Here is an 18722-nt window from a genome sequence, read left to right on the forward strand (position 1 = left end):
TGTCCGTGGTTCTCCTGACTTCACGCGTCTATCTGTGGTTGCGGTTTTCACGCCCATCGCCGCGCCGCTCGCCCCGCCGATCAACTTGCCGATCGCTAGAGCGGTCAACGCGCCTAGCGCTGCTCCGTGAATCCCGAGCACCGCGTGTTTGGCCGCGCACTACACCCTCATTGTTTCGATCTTTGACGCTACCAGTTGAGCGTCGCGGAGCTTCCGATTGTACTCCAGAGCGCTGGTTCCTGGACGTAGCAGACTTTCGAGAGGTTACTGGTTCGCCAAAGCGCTCACGGGTTTCTTGCTGTGGTTGTGGCTTTGGTTTTACGGGGCCACGCTTATCTTTACCAAACCAGCCATGATTGCTCGTGATCTGGCTAGATGGCTCAGGTAGCCCCAATAAACGATCAATAGCTGGGCGACCATAAGAAGCCATCGCGGATACGGTCTCTGGCTCATGGCGTGCACAACTGATCAATAGCCCCATCGAAGCCAATGTAATGATCGCTGACGTACCACCCGCAGAAATCATCGGCAGCTGAATACCAGTAACTGGAAGCAGACCAATCACATAGCCAATATTAATAAACGCTTGAGAGGCAACAGCTGCTGTCAAAGTAGCTGCCATAAGACCTAAGAAAGGATCGTGGCTTTTCTTTGCAGCGCGGAGACCGAAATACAGCAATCCGGCAAAAAGTGCGATGACAAGCGCGCCACCTAAAAGACCTAATTCTTCACCGATGATGGCGAAGATGAAGTCATTTTTAGCCTCGGGAAGGTAGAACCATTTAGCTCTAGATTGTCCTAATCCCAGGCCAAGGCCAGCACCATCTGCAAGGGATAAAAACCCTTGATAAGACTGGAAAGCAATACCTCGAACATCGTGAAAATTACCAAAGAAGGCATCAAAATAAACTTCGAAGCGGCTTGATCGGAAGCCACCGCCCAAGGCCAACACAGCCAAGCCTGCGATAATCAACACGCCTGCCACCGCGATCCAGCCCATGGCAATACCTGCGAAAAAGAGCATAAACAGCACAACCAAGACGAAAGACATAGCCATACCGGCATCGCCTTCCAAAAAGATCAGCAGAGCCATGCCAGCACCCACCGCACCAAAGCGCATCAAGTGGTTGTTAAACCAATGTTTGATGGGTCCTTTACCTGCAAGATAGTGTGCGCCCCACACGGCAATTGCTACTTTGGCGATTTCAGAAGGCTGAAATTGCACTGGTCCCAACATAATCCACGATTGGGAACCCACCTCTTCCTTACCAGTACCGATTCCGGGAACCTGCACGGCAAGCAGTGCTCCGATGGCTACTAAAAGAAAAAGGTTTGCAAAGTTACGGATCAGTTGCGGACGCAGCCTCAAAGCTATCCACAGTGCAACAAAGCCAATAACAATCAAGACGCCCTGACGTACTGCAGTGCCCCACACGGATCCGGCGTCTCCTAATGACCACGTCATTGATGAGGAATACACCATGACCACGCCAAGGCAGGACAAAATGACCACGATGCACATGATCATGATGTAGTCAGTTAATGGTCGCGCGAGAAGGTCATTCCATGCACCGGAAATACGCTCCCGAATCCCCAGGCTTGTTCTGGATTTCGGCCCAGTTTTTTTCGGACGCGCGGGTTTTCTTGAGGCTCCGGTGGTCATGATCAGCCTTTCTCTTCCGTCTGTCCTTCGATTGTGCCAACAACGCTGTGGGCAAAGAGATCGCCACGCTGGCCCATACCCTTGAACATATCCAAGGAGGCTGCTGCCGGAGCCAACAGCACTGTGTCTCCGGCTGTACTGATGCGGAAAGCTTCAGCCACGATCTCACTCATCGCTTGTTGTGGATCAGCGGTGTCTGTGACAAATACGCCTGCATCCGGAGCAAATTGTGTGAGCGCCTCAACGATTTCTCCGCGATCAACGCCCAATACCAAGGCAGCCTTAATCCGGTGCTGATGTTGTTTCACCAACGATGAAATATCTGCGCCTTTCAGCTGTCCGCCCACAATCCAAATGACGGAATCATAACCAGCAAGCGCGGAATCAGCAGCATGCGGATTAGTTGCCTTTGAGTTATCAATAAACTGCACACCCTGCGCCTCCGCTACTACTTGACCGCGGTGTCCTGCCACTTCAAAGGAGTCCAACGCACGAGCAATCGCCTCAGGAGCAACGCCTTGTGCGCGTGCCACTGCTGCCGCAGCCAAAGCATCTAAAACTCCGGCCGGGCCGGCAGGATTAATGCCATCAGCGGAGGCAAGAGCCAGGGCATTGCCGTAGGCATTATCGACGAGCTCCCCCGCTGCTACACCCAATTGCCCATGTTGAGGTTCCCGTACAGTAAAGCCCACAAGATCGCTGATTCCAGCTTCTGCAGTCAACTCAACCAGGTAAGGATCATCGGCACCGATTATTGCGATGTTGCCTTTCAGCACTTTGGTTTTAGCCAACGCGTATTCACGCATGGAACCGTGCCAATCAATATGATCTTCAGCCAGATTCAGAACAACACCGGCATCCGGAACAAAGGTTGGTGCCCAATGCAGCTGGAAGCTAGAAAGCTCCGCGACCAACACATCAATGCGGTTCTTAGCAACCAAAGCTTCAGAAACTGGGATACCAATATTTCCCACAGCCTTGGCACTAAAATCGCCTTCATTCATCATTGCTGCAAGCATTGATGTGGTGGTGGTTTTACCGTTGGTGCCAGTAACCGCAAGCCAGGTATGTGGCGTGCCAAATACTCCCGCCTGGTCCAGGCGCCATGCAAGCTCAACATCGCCGATAACCTCAAGGCCCTGGGTGGCGGCGTCGACAAGCAAAGGACTTGTAGGGCGCCAGCCCGGAGACGTCACGACAATAGAAAACGTGTCTAACTGTGCCTGTGCTTCCGCAGTGCTGATATCTACCACATCGACAATTTCAATGAGCATATGCCGAGCAGTCTCATTGTCATCTGCAACAACGACATCGCAGTGCAGCTCACTGAGCATTTTGGCAATAGATAAACCAGATACACCAGCGCCAGCAACAAGGATGCGTCCCTGCAGCGCTACCGGCAAATGAGAAATAGAAGACATGAAAATCTACACCTCCGCTAAGTGGAGCCAGTCACTGTAAAATACGCCAACACCAGCTAGAACGCCCATGATAGCAATCAGCCAAAAACGGATGGTAACCGTTGTTTCAGCCCAACCCAAAGCCTCAAAGTGGTGGTGAATCGGTGCCATCTTAAAGACACGCTTTCCGCGAGTCTTAAACACACCAATCTGGATTGCCACTGAAGCGACCTCAATAACAAAAAGCGCACCGATGATAACCATGAGCAGCTCAGTGCGGCTAACCACCGAAATACCTGCAACCAAACCGCCAAGAGCCAAGGAACCTGTATCACCCATGAAGATTTTCGCAGGCGCTGCGTTCCACCACAAAAAGCCCAGCGTTGCGCCCAAACCAGCAGCACACAACACAGACAGATCTAACGGATCACGAACGGTATAGCAGCCAGCTTCAACTGCAGTATCGCAAGAGTTGCGGAACTGCCAGAAAGTAATCAGGGTGTATGCACCCATCACAAAAGCAGTCGTACCGGCAGCCAAACCATCAAGACCATCGGTGATATTGACGGCATTAGACCACGCACTGACTACCACATAAATGAAGATGAGGAACACAATGATGCCGATGATGCTGCCACCGAAACCAAGGTCGATGGTGTCAATATCACGAATGAATGACAAGTGAGTTGAGGCCGGGGTAAGACCATTTTCATCAGGGAATTGCAGCACCAAGAACCCGAAAATCAACGCGATGGCCAACTGGGAAACCAGCTTGGCAGTCTTGTTCAATCCCAGGTTTCGGTTCATGTACAGCTTGATGAAATCATCAGCAAAACCGGTAGCACCCAGGCCCAACATCAAGCCCAAGACCAATAAGCCGGAGACTGTGAATCCACCAACGCCTTGGATCATCGCCAAGATATTGGTAGACACATAGGCCACGACAATGCCTGCAATAATTGCAATGCCACCCATGGTCGGAGTTCCGCGTTTACGCAGATGAGACTGCAAACCTTCCTCACGGATTTCCTGCCCCAATTGACGCTTGGTGAAATAGCGGATCAACACCGGGGTAAGAAAGATTGATACGAGGAACGCAACCGTTCCACTGACCATAATCTGTTGCATTGTTTTACTGTCCTTCCACATTCCGGCGAAGATCGCCGGTTGCCAAGCTCTTGTCCTGGCCTGAAGCTAAATTCTTGACTCCGCTATGCAAAGCCTCTGCGACTCGCCACAAACGATCTGTATTTGAAGCCTTAACCAGCACTACATCATCCCGCTTTATGCTTCGCGCAAGCAACTCCACTGCTGCATCCACGTCTGTAACCTTATGAGTCGCAACGCCTAAGCTCGCAGCAGATTGTGCAAGAGCTGCGCAATTAGCATTATCGCCAACGGCAATGAGCTGCCCAATATGATATTTAGCAAGCTCCACACCAAGGTCTGCGTGTGCTTCCGAAGCATCATCGCCAAGCTCACCCATTTGTCCCAATACAGCCCAACTAGTGGCTTCAGTTCGGCCACTTGCGGTGTAGGCAAGCGCAGCAATGCCAGCACGCATGGAATCTGGGTTGGCATTATAAGAATCATTGATCACCGTGACACCGTCTGGACGAGTTTGTACGTCCATGCGGTGCGCTGACGTAGCTGAGTGCAGTTCTAATCCTGCAACCACAAGCGCTGGATCTACACCTGCTTCAATAGCGACGGCTGCAGCAGCCAGGGCATTTGCCACCTGGTGCTCACCAAAAACCTGCAAGGTAATAGGCCAAGATCCCTGAGCTGTGTTGAGAGTAAAACTTGCTCGAGCTACTGCATCAAGGGAAATATCTGATGCCCAGTAATCAGCTTTTTTAGCCTGTGCTGCTTCAGCGGAAAACCACACCACGCGAGCTTGAGTACGCGGAGCCATGCGTGCCACAAAAGGATCATCGGCATTAAGTACTGCTACTCCACCGTCTTGTGCTGCAGGCAAAGCTTCAATGATTTCGCCCTTTGCCTGGGCGATATTATCCCGTGAGCCAAATTCACCTAAATGAGCGCTACCCACGTTGAGTACCGCTGCGATCTGCGGTGGAGCGATTTCAGTGAGGTGCTTGATATGCCCAATGCCGCGTGCAGACATCTCAGCAACCAAATACTTAGTCTCTGTGGTACACCGCAACACAGTATGAGGCAATCCAAGCTCATTATTAAAAGAACCTGGAGGTGCCACGGTTGCGCCATCTTGGCGCAACACTGTTGCAATGAAATCCTTGGTAGAGGTTTTTCCCGCAGAACCAGTAATAGCTACGACATTGAGCTGGTAGCCAGCAACACACACATCAACTACCTTGCGCGCCAACTTAGACAACGCCTCAACCACAGCTGCACCATGTCCATGAGGATCATGGGCATAAATATCAGCATTCGATTCTGTGGTAGCAACAGGTGGAACGACAATCGCAGGAGCATCTACTTCCCGCGCCGCCAACACTGCTACTGCACCTTTTTCAATAGCTGTGGCAGCAAATTCATGCCCATCAACCCGGGCGCCTGGAAGAGCCAAAAATAGGCCTCCCGCGGTAAGAGAGCGCGAATCAAACTCCACGCTGGAATACACAGGTGTGTCTTCCTGGGCACCGCCAGTAAGCGTGCCGCCAACGATGTGAGCGATCTCCCCAAGGGTCATTTTGATCATGACTGTGGTTTATCCTTCTTCCGTATTGAGGGGAAGTTTATTGTTCAGGGCAGCGCGAACCTGTTCGCGATCATCGAAGTGGTGAGTAACACCAGCAACTAGTTGTCCAACTTCATGGCCTTTTCCAGCTACTACAATGCCATCTCCAGGCTGTGCCCACTCGACCAAAACGCGAATTGCTTCTGCACGATCACCAATTTCTAGAACTTCTACTTCACGTGCAGACTCTGCGGCTCCTTCGTCCGCTCCCTTGGTGACAGCGGCACGAATAAGTGCAGGCACTTCTGAACGAGGATTATCATCGGTGACAATTACAAGATCAGCGCGTTGCGCAGAAAGCTGTCCCATAGGACCACGTTTAGTGGCATCTCGATCTCCACCTGCGCCAATAACTACGCCAAGACGACCATCGATCTGTGTGCGTAAAGTATCTAAAACAGCAGCGACTGCAGCTGGCTTATGGGCATAATCAACAACGGCAAGGAAGTCCTGGCCTTCATCAATGCGCTCCATACGACCTGGCACCGTCACTTTAGACATGCCACGTGCAAAAGCCTGCATATCGACGCCCGCGCGTGCAGCTGTAGCAAACGCAAGGGTCGCATTAGCCACGTTAAAAGCACCTGGCAACGCCAGCTCTACATCCCAGATCTGTTTGTCTGGAGTAAGGATCTGGAAACGCTGTGCACCGGATTCACTCACCGTAATCTCTGCTGCGCGGAAATCGGCGTCTTGTCCACGAGTAGCCACTGTCTGTGCATTCGCTGCTTCTTCAGCCATCCGAATACCCCAGGCATCATCAACACACACCACATGCTTTTCGGCAGCTAGTGGAGAATTACCGCGGAAGAACAACGCCTTAGCATCGAAGTACTCATCCATGGTGGGGTGGAAATCAAGATGATCCTGCGACAAGTTAGTAAAGGCCGCAACATCAAAATGAGAACCTGCAACTCGACCCAAAGCCAAAGCATGGCTGGAAACTTCCATCACCACGTGTGTTACCCCATGATCACGCATCCGGGAAAACAGTGTCTGCAGAGTTGGAGCTTCTGGAGTAGTCAGCTTTGTTGGTACTTCTACCCCATCAATGCGTGTACCCGTGGTGCCAATCAAACCAACTTTATGGCCGGCCTCCATGAGCCCCTTTTCCAAAAGATAACTGGTGGTGGTTTTACCTGAAGTTCCGGTGATACCGATCAACACAAAATCTTTAGACGGGTCATCATAAACACTCGCAGAGGCAATACCCAGTACCTTGCGCACATCTTCAACAACGATGACAGGACGAGTATCCCCTGCTTCATGCAGGATCTCGTAGCCTTCTTCATCAGTCAAGATTGCTACGGCCTGAGCAGCATCATCTTTAGCCGCAAATTGTGCGCCATGAGCACGTGTTCCAGGAACCGCTGCAAAAATAGCCTGTGGTTCGGGGAGATACGCGGAGTCAAGACCAATAGCAGTAATAGAAAGGTTATCTCCGGCGTCCGTGAACGAGCCTTTGAGTGTGCCATCGATAAGTTTGGTGAGATCCAGCAAGGTTGTTGCCATGGTTTTCTCCTCCGCAGGTTGAGTTTTTGAAATAAGTGGACGAGGCATGTGGGTGATGCCTTTAAGAGTCAATACTTTAATGCTTATGAAATTCTACAAAAGTGCTTTCTACACCTTTTACTGAGCTTGAAGCAGAATCGGCTCAGTGGCTGCAGAAAGTGGAATATTGTCACGGTTGAGTAGCCAAGTTGCAATATCCTTGAACAAGGGAGCTGCTGTTTGTCCGCCTCCGCCGTGCACTCCGCGCTCTGGTTCATCAAGCATAATTGCTACGACAAATCGGGGATCATCGGCCGGGGCAATTCCAGCAAAAGTGATCCAATACTGAGAGTTGGAATACGCGCCAGTATTCGGATCAACTTTCTGTGCAGTACCTGTCTTGCCAGAGATCTGGTAACCCTCGATAGCAGCATCAGGTGCAGTACCTTGCTGCACGCCAGTGGGATCGACCTGAGTGACAGATCTAAACATATCTACTGTTTTGCGAGCAGCTTCAGGGCTGACAACCTTCACAGAATCTGGCTTGGGTTGTTCCAACACAGTTCCGTCTGAATCTGTCACGCTCTTAACAATTCGCGGTTCAATGCGTTCGCCATCATTAGCTAAAGCTTGATAGATACCCGCCATCTGCAAAGTGGTAATAGACATACCCTGACCAATTGGCAGGTTGGCAAAAGTACCACCTGACCACTGTTCCCTAGCCGGTAGCAGACCTTGAGATTCACTAGGAAGCTCAATGCCCGTTGACTGTCCCACGCCGAAGAGGTCTAGATACTCAGCAAATTTATCTTCGCCAAGCCGCTCCGCAAGCATCAGGGTTCCAACGTTTGAGGACTTACCAAAAACACCTGCAGTGGTATAAGGAACCACACCATGGGCCCATGCATCACTGACTGACACACCTGCCATTTCGATGCTTCCAGGAACTTGCAAAACTTCATCAGGAGTGGTCAAACCTTCTTGTATAACTCCCGCAGCGGTAATAATTTTTGCTACAGATCCAGGTTCATACGGGTGCGTCACAGAAGGGTTATCAAAGCTTTTTCCCTGCTCAATTTGTTTACCCGTATCTTCATTGGGGTTAATGGTGTCAGTGTTTGCCATCGCTAACACTTCTGCTGTTTTCGCATCAAGGACTACTGCCGAAGCACTTTCGGCACCTGAGTTGGCTTTAGCTTGTTCTAAAGCCTGCTGCACATAGGTTTGCAGATCTAGATCTACTGTCAGCTCTACATTTGCGCCATCAATAGCTGGGATCTGGTCGCGCAATGTGCCAGGAATAGCTTGGCCTCTATTGGACAAGTCTCGAGTGGAACGACCATTATTTCCAGCAAGCAGTGAATCATTAGATGCTTCGAAACCAAACTGGCCTTCACCATCCATGCTGATTCGACCGATGATATTTTCTCCGATAGCACCATTGGGGTACTGGCGAATATCCTGATGGTCTGCAGCGATGCTCGGCATTTCATCAGTAATCTCAGAGGCTATATCCGGATCAACATTCCGCACCAATACCTGGTACTGACTATCCGATTTAAACTTTTCCAGAATTTCATCCGAAGAAATACCAGTGATATCTTGCTCATGCGATTTGATGATCTCTGGGATCCGATCAGCCATGCGCTGCAAGCGATCTTCCACCTTGTCAGACAATAAAGTCGCGCGCTGTTCTGTCGAAGCAGCAACATACGCGTTGCCTTCTTCAATGGTGACATAAGAAGCAACTTCTGCCGGATCAGTCTCCTCCGCAGCCAAACGCAAAGACAAATCAGTTGCATAACTGAGTTCTTCACGCATGATATTTGGCGATACGGTCAACGAACGAGCCTGCATCGTATAAGCCATCTGATTGCCTTCACGATCCACGATGCTGCCACGGCGAGCCGGGTCTGTGAATACACGTGTGCGCTGCTCTGAAGCATTGAGAGCCAGTTCTGGCCCCCACACAACTTGTACCCAACCAAGACGAATAATCAATACACCAGCAAGGACCAGGGCAATGGCGGTCACTATGTTGATACGACGTTTGCTCGCACCACCATTTGATGTGGCTTGTGGCCGATAAGTCACGCCTTCAGCCGGAACATTGCCCTTGGCTTTGCTGCTTCGGCGCGTTAATTCACGCTCCCTGGCAGCTCTTCTGCTTTCGTCCTGATACGTGGAACGGCGGGACGTATCTTCACGTCCCGCTCGCCCACCTCGACTTTTGCCATCGCTGGAGAAAGTCACTGCCCTGCGCCACCTGCTTGTCCCATGGTTGCCGCATAAGGAACAGGATTGCTCTGATACGGCGGAGCTGCTGCTTCTTGTGGAATTGCCTGAAGGTTTTCAGTCACTGCTTTAGTCTCATCAGGATTGCTTGATGCACGGTTTGGACGTGTCTGTTGACCGTTGATATCAACGATAGGACGTGTCTCCGGATTTGCGGCACGTTCCTCCACGATCGCGCCCTCTGCATCGACAGAGAGAACACCAGGCTCAACTGGTGAAACTAAGCCCATCTCGGTGGCATTAGCTGCCAACGTCGACGCTGATCGAGCATCCTCCACATCGCGATTAAGTGATTCAATACGGTTGCTCAAATCCGTTTCAGTTGCCTGAAGTTCCTGAAGCTGGAAAGTTTGCTGTGTCGACGTGCCTGAAAGGCCCATGGTTGCACCGACACCGATGCACAGCAAAATAACTACCACTACTGCAAGATGGATAACTTTAGGGTCAGCGCGTTTCGCTTCCACGCGACGTCCGCGCACAGACATAACCTGCTGCGATCCAAGCTTGTGCTGCATCAAACGCTTACGCGTTGGCTGCACGCCAGGATTAACTAGGGCGCGGGTGGTGTGGCGACGTTCCGGCACCGCTGTGCGGCGAAGTTGAGTGCTTATCGACGCTTCCCTGCCGGTAACTTCTGCAGTGGAAAAATCCCTACTCACGGAGACTCGACGGCTATACCGCGGGTCTACATTCGCGACTCGTCGATCTCGCATCTTTCCCGACTCGGTGCGGGAGCCATTTGTCATGGTCATGATAGTAGGTCTCCTGAGTTGTAAGCGATTCTTTCGATTGCTCGTACCTTCACAGGTGCAGCACGAGGATTCTCTTCGATCTCTGCTTCTGAAGCTGTTTCTGCACCACGAGTAATCTGCTTGAATTGCGGTGCAGTTCCAGGCAGATCAACTGGCAATCCTCGTGGAGTCTTCGATGCAGTGAGATCGGTGAAGAACTTTTTCACCAACTTATCTTCATGAGACTGGTAGCTCATGAAGACAGCTCGACCTCCCACATTGAGGGCCTCAGTAATTTGTGGAAGCACGTTCTTTAGCGAATCGAGCTCATTGTTAACTTCGACGCGCAACGCCTGAAAAGTTCGTTTAGCTGGGTGTCCACCAGTTCGTCGAGTTGCTGCTGGAATCGCGTCATATAAAAGCTCTACTAGGCGTGCAGAAGTTGTGAAAGGCTCTTTTTCGCGTTCTTTAAGCACAGCTGAAGCAATCTTGCCAGCAAAGCGCTCGTCACCGTATGTTTTCAACACTCGAGCGATGTCCCCATGGGAATAAGTGTTGAGGATATCTGCTGCAGTTATCCCCTCGGTTGCATCCATGCGCATATCCAGTGGTGCGTCAGTTCGATATGCAAACCCACGTTCCACCTGATCAAGCTGCATGGATGATACACCCAGATCAAACAGGGCACCCGAAATACCATGTTCGCGTGCAACATCAATGATGTCACCCTCTTCGGATTCCAGTACCTCGCGGAGTCCGTCGAAACGCGTTTGAACGCCGATGAAACGGTCACCAAATTGCGCTAGGCGAAGCCTGGCGTCAGTGAGCGCATTTTGATCACGATCAAGACCAATGAGGCGAGCCTTGGGGAATGTATGAAGGAAAAATTCCGCATGCCCACCGGCACCAAGAGTGGCGTCGACGATAACTGCGTTATCTCCCATTGCTTCCACATGCTCGGCGATCAGAGCCGCCATTCGATCACGCATTACGGGAACGTGTCCGTGGTTACCGTCCAAAGAAAAATCTTCCATGGCGTGTTCCCCCCCTTTTCCTACTGGCCTTGATGTCCAATGTCTTGTACTTATGTTTATGGATAAAAAAACTGCGCGACAATGATGTAGCCACTTATCACGCAGTCCGTTTTTCACAAATCACGCAGTGCGTACAGGGCCCCACTCGAAAAGTTTCGATCTGATGTCGGGGAAGTACACCAGAGCCACTTCTCGAGCAGAGTCCATACACGCGCTCCCTGTCAGTTCGAAGGATTGCTTTAAATCAAAGCAATCCTCCAAGGACATCATCTTCAGCTGCCGAGAAGGCAGCCTCCGTCTCTTCCTGGTATGCAGCCCAGGCTTGAGCGTCCCAAATCTCCAGAAAATCTACCGAACCGATCACGACGCACTCTTTTGTCAGACTCGCATATGCGCGATGTGCTGCCGAAAGGGTGACACGCCCCTGGCTATCTGGTCGTTGTTCATCCGCGCTTGCCGCAAGGTTTCGGATAAACGCACGTGCCTCAGGGTTTGTCCGTGAAACCGCAGCTGCCTTGCGAGCTCTAGCTGCAAATTCTTCCTTCGGATAAACCGCGAGACTGTGGTCTTGACCTTTGGTAACCATCAATCCCCCTGCAAGCTCCTCACGGAACTTTGCCGGAAGAGTCAGCCTGCCTTTGTCATCGAGCTTCGGGGAATAGGTACCAAGGAACATCCTTGAAAACCCCTTCCCAGCAACTCAGTGGCTAAAACAGAACCAACAATTCAGTTTGTCTCTGAGGGTGCGAAATGATCTTATCTACAAGACCACCGCACACCGCTGCAGCCCACAATACCCCACTTTCCCCCACCCTAATCAAGTATCATGCCCACCTTCCCCCATTATCACAATATCAATGCAGGTCATAGCCCTAAAAACAAAGTGGGGCTATTTTCGTGTCGCCCCCAACAATTCTTCCCCCTCCCGATTTATTCGAACACGATCAACATCTGATCCAATTCACGCTTCTGCTTCCGTTAACCCAAAATTGGCAGTTTTCCAGGGAAAATAGCAGTGAATAGGCGAACAATTCTCAAAATTCCCATTAAAATCTCAGCCAGAAATCAACCCCAGCAGATCAACCACAGACACCAAAATCTTTGTGGGGAATGGTGGGATATGAAGTGGGAAAAAGTGAGTAGCGGACACGAAACCAAGCAAGGCAGAAATATCTTTAGTTACGGGCACTCTCTCTATAGACGCGAGAGGGCGGGACAGCTCACATGAACTGTCCCGCCCTCGTACATTTCCACTGACACAGTCAGTGGCTAAGAATTCCTATAAAGTCACTGCTTATTTATTGCCCTCAAATCGGCGACGGAAATTCTCTTCCATTTTATTTCCCATGGAAGAACTTCCCTGCTGGCGATTTTTCGCTGTGGAAGTGCGGGATGAGATGGATACCTCATTGGATCCGCCCCCGCGCAGCATCCATACTCCTGATCCGAACATGACTAAGAACCCGATAATTCCGAGTGCCGCGAACCACAGTGTCTGCTGGCTCAATGCGACGCCGGCAACAAGAAGGACAAGGCCGAGTACGAAGAGCGCGATTCCCCTAAGGGTCAGCCCACCATTCCCAAGACTGCTATCACTTGCAACCGCTTTTCCAAATTTCGGATCATCTGCCATGAGCGCTTGCTCAATTTCGCGCAGTGCCCGTTGCTCCTGCTCTGAAAGTGACACAATGTCCTCCCGGTGGTTTGTAGAGACATTTTTTCTTCTATGTCTTAATAACGCCCAGAATATCCAGAATGTTCCCAGTAATGCCAATAACGAGGAAAACATGGGGGAATCACCTCTAATTCACTTAACCGCTTTTTGATACAAGCCCACACTGAAGCGGTACTTTATTGAGATAATTTGGCAAAAATTAAGTGCTGAGCAGGGTTTTTACCCAGTAAATTAGGACAGCAACCAACCATGACTTCCACCCCCGGCGGCTTAATGAGGCGGAATAATTAGACAAAGATCACAAGCTGCCTAGAACTAAAAACCCCTAAGCAGCACTAGCCCCTGCACTAAACCCTTGCTGCGCTTCCTCCAAAAACTGCGCTACGCGCGCAATGAACTGATCTAAATCAGCTTCAGAAAGCGATATATCCAATCCACTGTTCGCACGTGATCTGATCGTAGAAAATTGCGAAAGCTCAGCCGCCCAGACAGCCGCTTCCAAGCCAACTAATTGCAGTTGATCCCACGCACTTTTAGGCTTTCTTTTTCTCGCCGCCACAGCACTTCCTGCCACCACAGCACCAGCAGTTCGAAGGGCGGATTGATAAGACATTTCCAGAGCTAATAAAAGATCACCTTCACCTCGACAGGTATGCGCTTGTTCTAGCAAAGTGTGTGCTTTGGATAAGAACTGCGCCCTTTTACCACCTATACGTTCAAACCTTATTGTCGCCGAAATGATGTCACCCATTATCCCCATCTCCCTTCTCAGCTGCTCTTAGCTTGCAAGATTCCTTAACTCTTTCGATTGCCTTTACTGTAGGAAAAGGGGACGACACCATATTTGGAAATAGAACACAAGTTCTAAAAATTCTGTATTGGATGATATTCCACACTAATTTTCCATTTTCACCCCCTGAACCTGCCAACACTTTTCGCTACATCTGGTTGGATGGGGAGCGTGTCACCAATTATTCGAAAACTGAGCATTCCTGAATTCACTATTAACGCCCCTGTATTAGTGGATGTCTACATCGACGCGATGAATTACGACAAGGCCATTAGGGATACCCGAATCGAAGTTTGGCGCAGAAACTCCCAAAACCCCGGATTCACTGCGGTCGCCGCAGTCATTGACGACCAAGTTGTAGGCATAGCTTACGGATTTAATGGAAGTCCGGATCATTGGTGGCAGCATCAGCTTCGTCGTGGGCTACGCCAACAAGGCGGACCGACCGAAGAAGAAATTCACATAATCTATGATTATTTCGAGGTAGCCGAGGTACATGTACAGCCCGGCTTCCAAGGTCATGGAATTGGCAGGAAAATGATGCACGAGCTACTAAAGGATGCAGCTAGCTCTCATGCCATCTTGTCCACACCTGAAATAGATGAAGAAGCCAACCATGCGTTTAGCCTCTATCGGTCTCTGGGATTCTCAGATCTCCTCAGAGACTTTAGGTTTGACGGAGACCAACGTGCTTTTGCAGTATTAATCACTCCGCTCCCGCTTCAGCATTCCCTCTAGCGCACAGCATCCTGACCATGCTCCGCGCCCCACGCAGGAGCCATGCCAAGATTGTGTAGCACTTCTTGGGTTGCCCTGGTGAAATTGAGCGTCATGAAGTGCAGATCTTCCACACCTTCGGCAATAAGACGCTCTGCCATGTTCGTGGAGTACTCAATGCCCACTTTGCGGATCTCATCTTTATTCGCTTGCTCATCGCCATTTGCCACTCGAACCAATGATTCCTCGAGTCTTGAAGGGAGTTGAGCTCCAGAAAGCTCAACTTGGCGTCGCACTGAGCGCAGACTCGTGATCGGCATAATGCCTGGAATAATTGGCTTAGCACCATGGATGGGATCGGCCGCAACTAAACGATCGCGAAGTCTGAGGAAATCTTCCACATCGAAAAACATCTGAGTAATGGAATACTGGGCACCTCCGCGCAACTTCGCCAAGGTGTATTTAGTATCTTCTTCTAAATCTTTTGCCCTAAAATGCCCTTCCGGAAAAGAGGCAATCCCTAGATCAAATTGCTCAAATCTTGGCGTTGATTTAATCATCTCGATCAGTTCTGATGCGTAATTTAAACCACCCTCAGTGCTTATCCAGTCGCCCAATGGGTCTCCTGGCGGATCGCCACGTAGGGCCAATAAGTTCGTCAATCCCAGCTCTAAGTACCCATCAAGGATGTCTCTCATTTCTTCGTGGGTGTGATCAACCAATGTTAAGTGCACCAAGGTAGTCAGAGGCTGTTTAGCTAAACGCCGAGCGATTCTTGAGGTGCGCTCACGAGTCGACCCACCGGCACCATAAGTAACTGACACAAATGATGCGCCAAGGTCATGAAAAACCTCTGCTGCACGGTACAGACGTTCTTCTGCAGCATCGTCACGAGGAGGCATAAACTCGACAGAAAAAGGGACTCGTCCAGGCGATGGACGTTTCAATACGTCACTAATTGCCCACTGGGATGAGGCCGGGATGTTGGTTGAGGACATGCCTGGGTATCTTAGTGTGATGAAAGTGTTTTGTTGGGACTGCCTTCGGCATTTATTCACAACCAACAAACCCGGCCCGCACCCCACTATTTAATTGAAGGACGTCTCCTTGAGCACATTTGATGCCCATGACCTTGACCTCAACAAATTTCCGGAGGTCGTGCGCGATCGTCTCACGCGGTTCCTCGATGCTAAAACCTCCACCATTGCCGATATAGGCGATCCCGTCACTGAGGCGGTTTCCCACCTGCGAAACTTTGTGCTCAACGGTGGAAAAAGAATCCGACCTCTTTATGCCTGGGCAGGATTCCTTGCGGCACAAGGTCGAGAAAATAGTTCAGAAGAGCTCGATGCTGTCCTCGACGCAGCTTCAAGCCTAGAATTTATCCAGGCATGTGCCTTGATTCATGATGATATTATCGATTCTTCTGACACCCGGCGCGGCGCTCCGACTGTGCATCGTGCGGTAGAAGCCGATCACAGGGCTAATAATTTTGAAGGCGCCCCTGAGCATTTCGGCGTATCTGTGGCTATTTTGGCTGGCGATATGGCTTTGGTGTGGGCAGAAGATATGCTTCAGGATTCCGGGCTCAGCGCCGAAGCTCTTGCACGTACGCGAGATGCTTGGCGCGGCATGCGCACCGAAGTCATCGGTGGACAACTTCTAGATATTTATCTTGAATCCCACGCTAATGAATCTGTGGAACTGGCTGATTCTGTTAACCGCTTCAAAACCGCGGCCTACACCATTGCGCGCCCCTTGCACCTCGGCGCGTCCATTGCTGGCGGTTCGCCGGAGCTTATCGACGCCCTCCTCCACTACGGCCATGACATTGGTATTGCTTTCCAATTGAGAGATGATCTGCTGGGTGTCTTCGGAGATCCACAGATTACGGGCAAGCCAGCTGGTGATGATATTCGTGAAGGAAAGCGCACTGTACTTCTTGCTCTTGCGCTGCAACGAGCAGACAAGGAATCACCAGAAGCAGCCGAAGTCATTCGTGCAGGTATTGGCAAGGTAACAACCCCAGAAGATATCGCTAGGATTGCTTCCCACATCCGAGATACTGGAGCTGAAGAAGAAGTTGAGCAAAGAATTTCTCAACTCACTTCTTCTGGTTTAGCCCATCTAGATAATGTGGATATTCCTGATGCAGTTCGCATTCAGCTGCGTGCATTAGCAATCCGTTCCACAGAACGCCGGATGTAGTACGCCCTGATGAAACTTTTTCAAAAATTAACCAACCCAGTGGTACTTGGCGGATTGGCTGGCTTATTGCTCATGCTGGGTTCTTTTGGTGGCGGGGCAATCCGCTACCGAGGCGGAGTCCTTGATACGTTAGGTCTAGATTTCTTCGCGTTCGGCCATGCGCAGGGTATTTCTAACACAGTGTTGTTTGTTGGGCAGCTGCTTTTGATTGGTGCCTGGGTTCATCTTGGTCGGAGACTGTTTAAAAAAAAGGCTGCTGATGAAGCCGGCAACGATGATTTAGGTCTGGTCAAGCGCACCTTGTATGCCATGGTTGTGCCTCTGATTTTTGCAGCGCCAATGATGTCACGAGATGTGTACTCCTATCTCATGCAAGGTGCCATGCTACGAGATGGTTTTAATCCCTATACAGAAGGAGCGGCGGTCAATCCTGGCCCGATGCTGCTTGAGGTATCTCACGACTGGCGTAACACTACCACTCCATATGGTCCGCTCCATTTGTGGATCGGTGAGATTATCACCTCGATTGTGGGAGATAGCGTCACTCTAGGTGTCATTGTTTATAAGTTTTTGTCCATCATTGGACTCGCCGCCATTGCGTGGAGTGTTATTCGGATTGCTGAGTATTTCGGGGCCAGTCCTGCACTCGCATTGTGGATCGGTGTGGCAAACCCAGTGATGATCATCCACATGATCGGCGGTATGCACAATGAATCCCTCATGGTCGGTTTGGTCAGCATCGGCTTGTTGCTAGTACTCAGGAAGCGTTATGCCTTTGGTGTCGCACTCATCGCTGTTGCCGTGGCATTGAAGGCCACTGCTGCTATTGCTTTGCCTTTTGTGGTGTGGATTGGCATGCATCATTTTGCGGCTTATATGGCTAAGAAAAAGGGCCAAGAGTCCCCTACTCTGCAGCAACAAATCATTGCTTTCTTTGCAGCTGGAGCTGCAGGTGTTGCTGTCACTGGTGTTGTGGTTAGTGTCATCACGTGGCTCTCTGGGGCGTCCTGGGGATGGATCAGCGAGATTAGCGGTAACAGCAAAGTAATTAATCCTTTAGCGTTTCCATCTTTAGTGGCCAGCATGATCACAATGGTTGCAGAAGTATTCGTTGATGATTTCAATTACAACGCTGTCGTGGATGTTGTGCGCACTGTGTCCATGGTGCTGATGCTTGGTGGATTAATCGTGTGCTGGTGGCTGTTCCGTCAAAATGAAAGGCGTGCAGTCGCTGGAACTGTAGCTGCGTATGCAGTTGCCTTTGTCTTCAACTCCGTGACATTGCCGTGGTACTACGCCAGCTTGATATCTTTGCTTGGCACATTCAAGCCACCAATGTGGTTGATTCGTTTCTCTGCTGGAGCTTCTGTATTTATTGCGCTCATGTTTACTGGCAGTGGCAATCATCAGCTTTACAATATTGCTACGGTCATTATTTCCGCGCTGATAGCGTGGCTCGCCACAGTTGTGATCTTTGATGATTCTGAGAAGAAATCACTCGATCCTGTCGCATAATTAAAAGACCGCTCTACAGTTCAACTTGTGTGAACTGTAGAGCGGTCTGTTCTTTAGCTTTAAGGTTAAAACGCCATTGCCTGTGCGCGACGCATAACTTCACGGGCCAACTGGCCATGAAGTGCATCGATTGGGCGGCCTGGGAGTGTCTCGTCTTCGGTGAAGAGGAACGCCAAGATCTCCTCATCGCTGAAGCCACCATCAGCAAGCAAAGCGATGACACCCGGGATGAACCGGTTTGTGTTTTCTTTTTTCTTACTCAAGAAAGCTTCAGGAATATGGCGGATACCGTCGCGTCGAACAATGATCAATTTGTGTTCATTAACCAGATCCATCACTTTGGTAACTACAACGCCAAGGCGTTCAGCTACTTCTGGAAGGGTCAGTAATGGTTCATTGTCGGGCAGGACATTAGAGGATGCGTTGTTGGAACTCACAACTTTAATTTAGCTGGTTACAGCCCAAGGTGAGAATTTCGACG

16 protein-coding genes are annotated in these 18722 nt (G+C 50.4%); 3 read left to right on the forward strand and 13 right to left on the reverse strand.

The window, feature by feature from the left end:
• Positions 1-28: 28 nt before the first annotated feature.
• The 11 genes from ccrud_RS09460 to ccrud_RS09510 form a co-directional block, all read right to left on the reverse strand.
• Positions 29-1663: a peptidoglycan glycosyltransferase FtsW gene (locus ccrud_RS09460; RefSeq protein ID WP_066566706.1), complete on the reverse strand. Its 1635-nt coding sequence runs from the start codon at positions 1661-1663 to the stop codon at positions 29-31.
• A gap of 2 nt (positions 1664-1665) precedes the next feature.
• Positions 1666-3084 carry a UDP-N-acetylmuramoyl-L-alanine--D-glutamate ligase gene (murD, locus tag ccrud_RS09465; protein WP_066566708.1) on the reverse strand — a complete coding sequence of 473 codons (1419 nt, stop codon included), beginning with the start codon at positions 3082-3084 and terminating at the stop codon, positions 1666-1668.
• Positions 3085-3090: 6 nt separating this feature from the next.
• A complete protein-coding gene (gene mraY, locus ccrud_RS09470; RefSeq protein ID WP_066566711.1) occupies positions 3091-4191 on the reverse strand; it encodes a phospho-N-acetylmuramoyl-pentapeptide-transferase in 1101 nt (366 codons plus the stop codon).
• A 4-nt stretch (positions 4192-4195) separates the two neighbouring features.
• Entirely contained in the window at positions 4196-5746 is a 1551-nt protein-coding gene (locus tag ccrud_RS09475; protein WP_066566714.1) for a UDP-N-acetylmuramoyl-tripeptide--D-alanyl-D-alanine ligase, read from the reverse strand.
• A gap of 9 nt (positions 5747-5755) precedes the next feature.
• A complete protein-coding gene (locus ccrud_RS09480) occupies positions 5756-7297 on the reverse strand; it encodes a UDP-N-acetylmuramoyl-L-alanyl-D-glutamate--2,6-diaminopimelate ligase (RefSeq protein ID WP_066566717.1) in 1542 nt (513 codons plus the stop codon).
• A 117-nt stretch (positions 7298-7414) separates the two neighbouring features.
• Positions 7415-9370 carry a peptidoglycan D,D-transpeptidase FtsI family protein gene (locus tag ccrud_RS09485; protein WP_066569802.1) on the reverse strand — a complete coding sequence of 652 codons (1956 nt, stop codon included), beginning with the start codon at positions 9368-9370 and terminating at the stop codon, positions 7415-7417.
• A gap of 155 nt (positions 9371-9525) precedes the next feature.
• On the reverse strand, positions 9526-10323 hold the full coding sequence (gene ftsL, locus ccrud_RS09490) for a cell division protein FtsL (RefSeq protein ID WP_066566720.1): 798 nt from the start codon (positions 10321-10323) through the stop codon (positions 9526-9528).
• The gene (rsmH, locus tag ccrud_RS09495; protein WP_066566724.1) at positions 10320-11336 is read right to left on the reverse strand and encodes a 16S rRNA (cytosine(1402)-N(4))-methyltransferase RsmH; all 1017 of its coding nucleotides are present in this window, start codon (positions 11334-11336) and stop codon (positions 10320-10322) included. Before rsmH ends, ftsL begins: the two co-directional genes overlap by 4 nt.
• Positions 11337-11580: 244 nt before the next feature.
• Positions 11581-12012, reverse strand: coding sequence for a division/cell wall cluster transcriptional repressor MraZ (gene mraZ / locus ccrud_RS09500; RefSeq protein WP_066566727.1), 432 nt, complete (start codon positions 12010-12012; stop codon positions 11581-11583).
• A gap of 618 nt (positions 12013-12630) precedes the next feature.
• Entirely contained in the window at positions 12631-13023 is a 393-nt protein-coding gene (locus ccrud_RS09505) for a DUF3040 domain-containing protein (protein ID WP_066566729.1), read from the reverse strand.
• A 313-nt stretch (positions 13024-13336) separates the two neighbouring features.
• On the reverse strand, positions 13337-13762 hold the full coding sequence (locus ccrud_RS09510) for an SAV_6107 family HEPN domain-containing protein (RefSeq protein WP_066569805.1): 426 nt from the start codon (positions 13760-13762) through the stop codon (positions 13337-13339).
• 210 nt (positions 13763-13972) lie between these two features.
• Here ccrud_RS09510 and ccrud_RS09515 point away from each other — a divergent pair, with 210 nt between their 5' ends.
• Complete coding sequence (locus ccrud_RS09515) at positions 13973-14539, forward strand: GNAT family N-acetyltransferase (protein WP_066566732.1); 567 nt, start codon at positions 13973-13975, stop codon at positions 14537-14539.
• Here ccrud_RS09515 and metF read toward each other — a convergent pair.
• Entirely contained in the window at positions 14536-15516 is a 981-nt protein-coding gene (metF, locus tag ccrud_RS09520; RefSeq protein ID WP_066566735.1) for a methylenetetrahydrofolate reductase [NAD(P)H], read from the reverse strand. The genes ccrud_RS09515 and metF overlap by 4 nt on opposite strands.
• Before the next feature lie 109 nt (positions 15517-15625).
• Between metF and ccrud_RS09525 the strand changes: the two genes are divergently transcribed.
• Complete coding sequence (locus tag ccrud_RS09525) at positions 15626-16726, forward strand: polyprenyl synthetase family protein (RefSeq protein WP_066566737.1); 1101 nt, start codon at positions 15626-15628, stop codon at positions 16724-16726.
• Between the two features lie 9 nt (positions 16727-16735).
• Positions 16736-18241 (forward strand): alpha-(1->6)-mannopyranosyltransferase A, encoded by a 1506-nt coding sequence (locus ccrud_RS09530; RefSeq protein WP_066566740.1) that lies wholly within the window; start codon positions 16736-16738, stop codon positions 18239-18241.
• Positions 18242-18306: 65 nt separating this feature from the next.
• Here the strand turns inward: ccrud_RS09530 and ccrud_RS09535 are convergent, their stop codons facing one another.
• Positions 18307-18678, reverse strand: a complete 372-nt coding sequence (locus ccrud_RS09535; RefSeq protein ID WP_066566743.1) for an Rv2175c family DNA-binding protein — start codon at positions 18676-18678, stop codon at positions 18307-18309.
• Positions 18679-18722 lie beyond the last annotated feature (44 nt).

It is taken from the genome of Corynebacterium crudilactis, assembly GCF_001643015.1.
Taxonomy (GTDB): domain Bacteria; phylum Actinomycetota; class Actinomycetes; order Mycobacteriales; family Mycobacteriaceae; genus Corynebacterium; species Corynebacterium crudilactis.